The following is an 8,455-nucleotide window of genomic DNA, read 5'->3' on the forward strand; positions in this document are numbered from 1 at the left end:
AGCCAATAATTGACAATCTCAAAAACCCGCCCCGGCCGGGATATTATGGTTAATCAACCGGACTTGATATAATATTTTTTTCAAGAGGTGGAATCTCATCAGCAGAAAGTGTTACGACTTTTCCATCTTGCCAAATACTAATAGATTGTCCGAGTTTGCGGTGTTTCTCGATCGCCTGTGCGATCGCCATTTTAACACCAGCATCGATGCGATCGGACAATTTTTGATTTGTTTGAGTCATCGGATTAATCCTCCTGAGTAATTGTATTCCAAATCTGGGAATGATAAATTATCGGATTAGAATCAAAAGGTAATTCTGCCACCAATTGAGGAATCGGATTAGAATTATCATAATTGTAATTATCTAAAATTTCTTCCCCCAGTCGGCGAAGGCCGACTTCGTTTGTGTAGACGCGGTTTCAACCGCCGATTTTCAACCGCTTCGTTTGTGTAGACGCGGTTTCAACCGCCGATTTTCAACCGCCGAGTAATCTTTCAACCACCTACATTCAAATCTAAACTCAACTGTCCCTCAAACGGAATTTCCATCTGTTGATAAACAACCTTGGCCTTAATCTCATCCATCGCCAACCACAAATCTAACAAAGCCTTCTCCTCCGGGATGCGTTTCTTCTCATCCCCAATACGCGGAATCACTTTCAGCGCCACCTCTATCGCCCGCATGAAATTATCGTTATCAGTCAAAGCCGTTTTTTTCATAAACTCGCGCACGATTTGAATATCTCCGTCCTCCTGATACAAACCGATAATTGCGTGCAATCCATCGACTAAATAGGTAATCGAAAAATCTTGCGGATTGGCCGAAAAAGCTCCTTTTTTCAGCCGCTGTTTCGGTGTCAAAAGTTTGCAAGTGCCGCTAACTGAGTCAATTAATTTGTAGACTTTTGCTAAATCAACGACGTTGAAACCGCCGACGGCGAGGGCGAGTTGTCGCGCTTCATCGAAGGGGAACTCGACAGCGCCAAAGGCATCCCACGCGAGGAAATACCACTGCGTCAAGGCGTCAAATCCGGCCGTATCGGTTTGTGCAAGTTTGCGGAAGCGATAGTTTGCTATGGCTTTTCTGGCTTCAGCAAATGCAACTTCCGGGCGCACTTCTTCGCCGCTGCTGTCGAGGATGGGATAGGAACGGCTGAACACATTTAAAGCGGGGCCAAAGGCGCTTAAATAAAGGTCGATTCCTTTGATGTCGTTGGCTTCAAATTCTGGGGCGCGTTGTTCGACGAGATTGGCGACTTCCGGGCGCAAATCATCCCACCAAGCTTGGGCGGCGTTAGGATCGCGTTTGCGACAGACGAGGAGAACTGTACTAGAAACCGAGTTTTTATGCGCTTGGTGCAAGTTTTGCGGGTTTTCGGTACTGACAGCCCAGGATGCGGTAATCTCGAAACCTGCATCAATGAGGGATTTTGTGAGCACATCCCACGCGCCGGATTCTTTATGGTTGAATTGGACTGTCATCACGCCGTCATCGCGCAAAACTCGGTAATATTCGCTAAAAGCTAGCACCATTTTTGCTTCGTAATCTTGTTTGGCGAGTTCATCGGGGGATGTACCCATGTTGCGGAAGCGCGACGGATTGGCTACCGCTTCTCTATCTTTGTCGGTGAGTTCTGAGTAGAATAAATCGGGGAAAATATCGCCTAATGTGCGCTTCATCCAGACGTAGAAAAAGTCGGAAATTTCGGCATATTGAATGGTGGCATAGTAAGGCGGATCTGTTATAATCGCATCGACGGATTTGTCGGGAATGTGGTAGAGGCTATCGGCGGAGGCGGCATTGATTTGAATGGTTTTGGGGTCGTATTGTTCGATGCCAGGTAAGCCAATTGAGTGGGGTTTTGTGCCGAATAAGGCGCAAAGTTTTTCATAATCAATAGCTACAGCTTCAGAACATAAGCACCATAATTTGTTATCTCCTGATACTTCTGGATAATTCCACATTAAATTAAGTGCATGAGTAGATTGTGCGCCCCTAGCAGAGGCCGCACTATCTTGCCATCTTGTCAAGCGACTGTTCAGATCAGCACATCTATCTAATACTAAAGCTAGATAAGTAATAATCGCCTCTACCTTTTCCGGTTCATACTCAGCCTGTAGCAGCGCCTTAGCTTCGTTGATAATTTCCACATAACTGACAAGCGTTAGCAACTGACGGGAATTAAAGAGTTTATCCCATCTATCCATTCCATAACGTAATAATTGATCTGTATTAAATCCTGTTGATATAACTTCGTTAGGCAAATTAGATGAGCAATTTTTTTGATATTTATCTTCAAGAATATCTTTTGCTTTATTTACTCCTTCTAAATCAATATTTTTAGCTAGTCTAAACTCTAAACTCCCTTTCCCTTTCTTGAAAGCAATTGCATATAGTTGATATTCTAATTGATTCTTAATGCCCTGTTTCATTAAATATTCTTGCTCGATAACATTATCACAATTCGGACATTTACCAACACTTCTGCCGATCGTATTATAAACACTCGGATCGTACTCACCCGCATCCGTTTTAATCGTCGATTCCTTGCCTTTCTTCCCCTTCACCAATTCAAAATCAACCCGCTTCTGTTCCAAGTTAGGGATGGGTTTCACCGCACACCATTTATGTAAGTTCTGCTTTTCCGGGCGCTTATACAACCACCAATTCGGACTCAACGGCACAACCGACTGGCAACTCGGACAAACCACCGTATGAACCCAAAAATAATTCTGCACAGTTTCGCCCGGTAAAGAAGGGAAAAACTCAGCTAATCTTTTCTCGGCTTCATCTCCCACCCATTTCACCCATTTATCAATATCCTCCTGTAAATCGGGGCCAAATTTCAGCGGATATTCCATCGCCGCCTTCATCGTCACCACCGCCACCGAATTGAGATCCGACGCCAACACATTCAACCCGTACCGCGCCGCCTCAAACGGAATGCTTCCCCCACCCGCAAACGCATCTAAAATCGTCGGCGTGCGATTCCCCCACACCTTCTCGCAATAGTCATGAACCTTTTTAATTCGCACCGAAGACGGGGGAGTTTTGTAGAGTTTAATTTCCTTCCCCGGTTCCAATCCGAGCAAATATTCAAACTCTTCTGGAGAGATATCGGCGGGTAAAATCGACCCCAACACCGAAGCGCGAGAAAACGATAAAGGTTTGCGCGAATACCAGCGATGCAATCCTTTAAATGGATTGCCGCCGTGTTCGTAATAAACCTGCTTGTTTAGCAGATTTACGGGCATGATTTTCTCGATGAAGAGGTGAGGGCGCATGATTTGTTAGTTGTTGGTTGTTGTTTTTAGGAACAGGCAAGATGCCTGTTCCACAAAGATTTAATTTTATTGTGGGGAGTAGGGGTTGGGCTTGTAGCCCGCCTCCGACAGTTGGATTGTTCGACATTCCCGCAGTCCGACATTTGGATTGTTCCAGAGAATTGTTCGACATTCCCGCAGTCCGCCAGGGGTTGAAACCCCTGTCTCAAAGCTGAAGTCGTCTGAAGACGACTGAAGAGTTAATTATATCAGATTTGGGTGCGTTTATATAAGTATGTCATTGTTCGTTATACTTTAGAATCGCAGGAGTTACGATAGATTTTATATAGAATAGATGATGTATTAAAGCCGGATTTAATATTAGTCGTCTTTAGACGACTTTCGCTATGAGGCAGGGGTTTCAACCCCTGACGGACTATCGGAATGACGAAATTTAATATGAGTCGTTTTTAGACGATTTTAGCTATGAGACAGACATTTGGATTGTTCGACATTCCCGCAGTCCGACATTTGGATTGTTCCAGAGAATTGTTCGACATTCCCGCAGTCCGACATTTGGATTGTTCCAGAGAATTGTTCGACATTCCCGCAGTCCGCCAGGGGTTGAAACCCCTGTCTCAAAGCTGAAGTCGTCTGAAGACGACTGAAGAGTTAATTATATCAGATTTGGGTGCGTTTATATAGGTATGTCATTGTTCGTTATACTTGGCAATCGCAGGAGTTACGATAGATTTTATATAGAATAGATGATGTATTAAAGCCGGATTTAATATTAGTCGTCTTTAGACGACTTTCGCTATGAGGCAGGGGTTTCAACCCCTGACGGACTATCGGAATGACGAAATTTAATATGAGTCGTGTTGTCTAGAGGCTGTGCCTCGTTTGTGGCTGGGAAAGATGGGAGGCAGAGCCTCCTGATATGCGTTACCAGGCAGAGCCTGGGAACGAGTAGATAGGTCAAATCAGCAACTTTCATCAGATTAATCTCCCAATAAAATTCGCAAGGCTTTCAAAGCATTTGAACGATTGCCATTGGCAATTTTACCAAACCAATAATGTGCCTCTTCATTACTCATCGCCATAATCCCTTCGGCAATATTCGCAATTCGTTCGGTTTTCGATAGCGGTTGCAGCGATTGAAATAAAATCGCCAAACTCACCCCCGATTCTTCTGATAATATATAAGGAGTTTGTCGCTGCTGAGATAAAGTTTTTGGATCGTAATTGTTCGCTTTGAGAGTTGCATAAATCTTTTGTCTCGCCAAAACCAGGGCATTTCCTTTGAGTCGCCCCAATCGCTTAGCCGCCGGACGCTTTTTCTCTCCCGCTTTCTTGTACGCGCATTGATACAATTCTAATGCGAAGTTGTTATTATCGATCGGTAAAATTCGTAATTGAAATTCTTGCATAAGGATTTACTGTGGGGTGGGGGCGGGTTTATGAGATTGTTGATTTTTGCCAGATATTGTGGGTGAACCCGCCCCTACATTTCCATACAATAATTAATTTACACATCATATCATGTTCGATCGCGATTCCTGTAGGGGCGGGTTCACCAACCATAATCGCCATTAACCAACCCTCTCACAAACCCGCCCTGACCTATGTATGATGCTGGTATGTTAAAAGAGGTAGATTGCGATTTACCGTGGGGTGGGGGCGGGTTTTTGAGAGGGTTGATTTTTGCCACATATTGTTGGTTAACCCGCCCCTACATCTCAAATTACCGTGGGGTGGGGGCGGGTTTTTGAGAGTGTTGATTTTTGCCACATATTGTTGGTTAACCCGCCCCTACATTTCAATATATCACCCTTGCCGTTAAATTTAAACGCTCTACTGGATTGCGATCGAGCGTTTGTTTTATACTGCTAATATCCGAGGCATTTGCCGGCAAAGCTGGCTTGAATTCTAAGATGATTTTCAAACTAACATGGGCATCCGCGTCGGGACTGTTCAACAAACTGTTGATTGTCGAGAAAAAGCTCTGAAATCCCCGCATCTGCCCTTGATATTCAAACCGCACAAATTGGTCGCCGGTTTGAATGGTTGCTGTTTGATCGATTTGCGGTTGCCAGCGCTGCAATAGGGCAATTGCTGTTCCCAATTTGCGATAATCCGTTACTTGATTCACAGACAATTCTAGCACTTCGATGCCTTGAACTTTGTAGTCGCTAATGCGATCGCCCAATCCCGCAAATACCGCATTTACCGTGCCGTCAAGTTCGAGAATCGGCGGTTTCGCCTCCCACAAACTCGGCTGTACCGTTTCCACAACATAAGGAGGATTGCTGGGATGTCGCGCGCTAGGAACTTGAGGATTTAGATTGACATTGGTTGTTTTTTCTGCTGTCTCACCGTTACCGTAATCGGCCACCACCCGAAATATACTGTTATTCACAGCGGTGGCGTCATACTCATCGGAAGGGAAGAAATTTCCCGGTATCAAAACATCATCTTGATACAAACTAACCGTCAGTGCTCCTTTGGCTTTCCACCTCACCCGCACGGGTTTTGCCGCTTCTGCACTCGGCATCAATTGGGCGCTGAGTTCCACTTCTTTGGGCGCTGGAGGTTCGAGAATGCCGCGCTTGTATAGGGAGGCGCGATCGCTAAACTCGATCGTCTCCGGCAACACCAACACGCTATCATCAGTTTTGATAAATAGTCTCTCCCCGACTTTCATATCCCAATTGCCCATTTTCAAACCTTGGCGAATCGTTTCCCGCAGCATCGAAACTTCCGCATCAAGGAGAATATTCAAACTCCAATCCTTAGCAAAAGCATCGCGCAGCGCCTTCGTCGTCCAACTATCCAACCCCGCAGGCCAAACTTTTTGCAAGATAAAAGCCGGGGCGAAAGGTTTAGCTTCTTCCGGGCGAATCTTGCCGCAATCTTTCAGGGCTTTAAGAATCACATCCTGCTGGTTGTTTTTGCCTTTCACCATACTCGCATCCTGGGCGGAAAGAGTGTAGTGCATCAACCCTTTCGGTGCTTTCACAGCATCATTTGACGGATAAAATAAATGGCGGTAAGCATTAGTCAAAGATACTCTCACCGCAATATCTTTCGCGCCTTCCCTTTCCTTCAATTGCTTCTGCTGGCTTCCCGATAAATCTTGCATCCGGTTCTGACTTTTGAGAATATTTTGAATAGCTTTGTATTCTCTGGCATTGTCGATCGCCCTTTCTAATTCTAGCCGATTCGCCACCAAAAATAACAACCGGTTGCGGTAGGTGCGAAACTTCCCGGATTCGCCGCTACTGTTAAAAATGCGATCGACTAATTCCGGCGCTGCGTCGGTAGAAGCATCCACCGTGGCTTCGTCAAAGTCGATCGCGCACAGCGCCACATCATCCGGGTTGTCGTCTACATCTGAGGGACTTTCGACATTAGAAACTAAGGTGAAAAATTTCTTAGCAAAAATGCTGTCCCGGCGAATCCGCAAATCTTCTTTCGCCAACAATACGCCGACTTGTTCTTTCTCCTCGGTAATAATTTTGTTAATCGAAGGTTCTTCCTTAAACCGCGCCAAGGAAGTCATCGGATCGAAGTCTAAATACCAGGCTACCTTGGTTAGCGTTTCTAAAACGCGATCGACAAAACCGCTTTCCACGCCCGGAATTAGCAGCGACAAATTCAACTCAGCCAGCCGAATTCCCGAAGAATTTCCCTGAGTCAAAGAATGCAAAAATATTGTTCTGCTTACCCAAGTAGAAAACGGCGGTTTTCCCGCTGCTATCCATTCCCCATCTTGCAATTGTGCGTAAGCCGGCCTACCATCGGGATTGTAGATATCCGCACCGATCGCATTCCGCAGGGGCGATCGCTGCAACCGAGAAGTAAGATCGTTAGTAATTTCGCCATCCATCCCTATAGGAATGTGATGCGTGTGAATCATCGGCATCCAACCATCGCGATTTTCCCACAAATGCCGCACGACTTGCGCGAACAATCGCAAAGCGCCCCGCGTCTTCTGAAATTCGGGAATAGAAGCAATTTTTTTAGTAAGAAGATTGAACAATTCCGGGTGAAACGGATAACTTTGGGCGATCGCCTTTGAGTATGACGCATCTTTGCACCCATCGGGCAAATTAACGCGGCAATTGCGATAAGCCGCCAAATATTCCGATGCCGCTTTTTGCGCCGCTTCCTCGCTAACTCTGTCAAACACGCGCTGTTTGACGATGTTGTAAATTTCGATATCTGTAGAAGGACTCAAAACCCTTTCTTGTCTTGCGGAAGCGCGCATCGTTTCTTGCAATTCTGCCGTTTCTTCAGCAAAAGTATCTGCTGTCGAGGCGAGGGAATAAACCAATACTAAATTATCGCACGCTGCCGCCAAATCCATCAGCGAAAATAGAAAAGCTACCACTTGTTCGGCTAAATCGCTTCTGCCAATTTGTTTCGCTTTTGCCGATCGCAAATACCGCGCAATTTCATCTAAAATAATGACAGTCGGCTGTCCCCCCGTCAACCGTTCTAACACCGAAGTACCGGGGCTGACACCGCTTTTATCGCTGCCTTGCAGTAACTGATAGCCTGGAATGCCGCCAATTTGGTAAGCAATTTCGCCCCAAAGAGTGTAGGTTGTCAAGCCGCTGTCCGAGTGATAAACTCCTTGTTCTGGGTCTAAATCTCGACCGTCGATCGCTGCAACTTGGATCGGGCGATCGGGAATAACGCTAATATCTGTAAAGCGTTCCAATCCGGCAATTTCTCGCCCTTGCTTGCAGATATGCCAGAGTGCAATTTCATCGTGAGTTTTGCCGCCCCCAAAACTCGTTTCCAAACGAACTACCCCAGCCCCGGCGCTTTGCTTCATCAAGCGGCTAAAAACTTCCCGGATCAGGGTTTTAATGCCATCAGTTGCGAAAGTATTGGCAAAGAATTTATTGGCATCTTGATAAACTTGAGGTGCATTTCCTTCCACTACCAGCCGCAATTTGGCTGCAAATAAATCTAGAGACAAGTCTCCCGATAAAATCTCATCTCTGGGCACACAGGTATCAAAGATTAATGGCAGCATATCAAAGATTCTTTGGTGTTGGGTAAATGATTAAAATTGAGATGTCAAACCATTTTTAATTAGCTTTGATGAACAGGCAAGATGCCTGTTCCACAATCAAATTCATCTTTTTTGGCAGGATGAACAGGCAAGATGCCTGTTCCA

6 protein-coding genes are annotated in these 8,455 nt (G+C 45.5%); 2 read left to right on the top strand and 4 right to left on the bottom strand.

The features are described from left to right. Nucleotides 1-49: 49 nt before the first annotated feature. Both QT992_RS10765 and QT992_RS10770 read right to left on the bottom strand, forming a co-directional pair. Nucleotides 50-241, bottom strand: a complete 192-nt coding sequence (locus tag QT992_RS10765; protein ID WP_333341394.1) for a hypothetical protein — start codon at nucleotides 239-241, stop codon at nucleotides 50-52. A 254-nt stretch (nucleotides 242-495) separates the two neighbouring features. Next, nucleotides 496-3,255, bottom strand: coding sequence for a DUF1156 domain-containing protein (locus tag QT992_RS10770; protein ID WP_333376972.1), 2,760 nt, complete (start codon nucleotides 3,253-3,255; stop codon nucleotides 496-498). Between the two features lie 71 nt (nucleotides 3,256-3,326). Between QT992_RS10770 and QT992_RS10775 the strand changes: the two genes are divergently transcribed. Both QT992_RS10775 and QT992_RS10780 read left to right on the top strand, forming a co-directional pair. Further along, nucleotides 3,327-3,500: a hypothetical protein gene (locus QT992_RS10775; RefSeq protein WP_333376974.1), complete on the top strand. Its 174-nt coding sequence runs from the start codon at nucleotides 3,327-3,329 to the stop codon at nucleotides 3,498-3,500. A 250-nt stretch (nucleotides 3,501-3,750) separates the two neighbouring features. Next, nucleotides 3,751-3,912, top strand: a complete 162-nt coding sequence (locus tag QT992_RS10780; protein ID WP_333376977.1) for a hypothetical protein — start codon at nucleotides 3,751-3,753, stop codon at nucleotides 3,910-3,912. Nucleotides 3,913-4,265: 353 nt separating this feature from the next. Here QT992_RS10780 and QT992_RS10785 read toward each other — a convergent pair whose 3' ends face one another. Together QT992_RS10785 and QT992_RS10790 are read right to left on the bottom strand one after the other, a co-directional pair. Continuing rightward, nucleotides 4,266-4,694 (bottom strand): DUF7680 family protein, encoded by a 429-nt coding sequence (locus QT992_RS10785; RefSeq protein WP_333279332.1) that lies wholly within the window; start codon nucleotides 4,692-4,694, stop codon nucleotides 4,266-4,268. Between the two features lie 389 nt (nucleotides 4,695-5,083). After that, the gene (locus tag QT992_RS10790) at nucleotides 5,084-8,311 is read right to left on the bottom strand and encodes a DUF499 domain-containing protein (protein ID WP_333376979.1); all 3,228 of its coding nucleotides are present in this window, start codon (nucleotides 8,309-8,311) and stop codon (nucleotides 5,084-5,086) included. Between the last annotated feature and the right edge of the window lie 144 nt (nucleotides 8,312-8,455).

Source organism: Microcoleus sp. T3_D1, assembly GCF_036700405.1.
Taxonomy (GTDB): domain Bacteria; phylum Cyanobacteriota; class Cyanobacteriia; order Cyanobacteriales; family Microcoleaceae; genus Microcoleus.

What these genes read in the sequence shown, in the direction of transcription:
- QT992_RS10765 (WP_333341394.1), bottom strand. Translation starts at nt 241, where the DNA reads ATGACTCAAACAAATCAAAAATTGTCCGATCGCATCGATGCTGGTGTT.
- QT992_RS10770 (WP_333376972.1), bottom strand. Translation starts at nt 3,255, where the DNA reads ATGCCCGTAAATCTGCTAAACAAGCAGGTTTATTACGAACACGGCGGC.
- QT992_RS10775 (WP_333376974.1), top strand. Translation starts at nt 3,327, where the DNA reads ATGCCTGTTCCACAAAGATTTAATTTTATTGTGGGGAGTAGGGGTTGG.
- QT992_RS10780 (WP_333376977.1), top strand. Translation starts at nt 3,751, where the DNA reads ATGAGACAGACATTTGGATTGTTCGACATTCCCGCAGTCCGACATTTG.
- QT992_RS10785 (WP_333279332.1), bottom strand. Translation starts at nt 4,694, where the DNA reads ATGCAAGAATTTCAATTACGAATTTTACCGATCGATAATAACAACTTC.
- QT992_RS10790 (WP_333376979.1), bottom strand. Translation starts at nt 8,311, where the DNA reads ATGCTGCCATTAATCTTTGATACCTGTGTGCCCAGAGATGAGATTTTA.